The sequence below is a fragment of the Chryseobacterium sp. FP211-J200 genome (assembly GCF_001643375.1).
Lineage (GTDB): Bacteria > Bacteroidota > Bacteroidia > Flavobacteriales > Weeksellaceae > Epilithonimonas > Epilithonimonas ginsengisoli.
Window position 1 is genome coordinate 1 of the sequence record NZ_LSHB01000042.1, and the last position, 1,036, is coordinate 1,036.

1 protein-coding gene is annotated in these 1,036 nt (G+C 33.5%); it reads right to left on the reverse strand.

The features are described from left to right. Positions 1-15: 15 nt before the first annotated feature. Positions 16-933: an IS982 family transposase gene (locus tag AXA65_RS13100; RefSeq protein ID WP_063970545.1), complete on the reverse strand. Its 918-nt coding sequence runs from the start codon at positions 931-933 to the stop codon at positions 16-18. Positions 934-1,036 lie beyond the last annotated feature (103 nt).

Consider the following 1,036-nt stretch of genomic DNA (forward strand, 5'->3'; position numbering starts at 1 on the left):
TAACCTGAGTTCGGTTTAAGCGAAGTTTAAAAATAATTGACCGTCATTTACTTTTTTCAAGTTGAGTGACGGTTTTTTTGGAAAGAAGCAATAAGCGGTTAGCCCTCCCAAAATGTTCATCATAAAATTGTTCACGCTTCTATGTCTGGTGTGTTCTACCTGACAATGGTTCTTCAATTCATCATTTATTGTCTCAATGATGGCTCTTTTTCTCAGCAAAATCTTGTCTTCCATTTTCATAATATGATTTTTCATATTCTTTCTAAGTTTTGTGAAAAGCTGTATTCCATCTGCAAAAAGCATCTCCCAAAGTGCTTTGGAAAGGTATCCTTTGTCGGCAAAGAGTTTTCCAAAGAGTTGATCTGTCATATTTTTAATATGTTTCGGATTTCGGTCATCCACATTCCCTTTCGTTATATAAAAGGATAATAGCTCTCCTTTTTCATTGCAAATCAGATGAAGCTTGAACCCATAAAACCAACCCATTGAAGACTTTCCGCGCTCTGCTAAACCTTTGAAAACTTTGTGATTATGGATTCTTTGATTTCTGCAAACTTTCAAAGTTGTACTGTCCATAAAACTTATTCCTGTGCATTTTCCCAAACATTTTTCTTTCAGAAACAAGGCAAAAACCACAAAGCTTCTTTGCTGAAGTTCAATAAATCTATTGTAAGACAGGCTTTTAGGAAATAAGTCTTTCCAGTAGCCACAAACAATTTCTTTATAATAATGCTTAAACGTTTTGTGAGCGCCCAGATGAAAGCCAATCATAATGGTGATCATTTCAGAATCTGACATTAGTGAGGCTCTGTTTCTTCTTTTCTTGCTATCGCCGAGTGCTTCAAGTTTCATTTTCTTGATTTGAGCATTAAACTCTTTACAAAAATCATCAATTTGTACAAAAATATTCGTAATTTGGTCTTTCAAATCCATAGCAGTAATTCGTTTAAATATTTGAATGTTAGATACTTAAATATACGAATTATTGCTATTTTACACAAATCTTATTTCTATTCTTATCCCGAACTCAGGTTAA

What these genes read in the sequence shown, in the direction of transcription:
- AXA65_RS13100 (WP_063970545.1), bottom strand. Translation starts at nt 933, where the DNA reads ATGGATTTGAAAGACCAAATTACGAATATTTTTGTACAAATTGATGAT.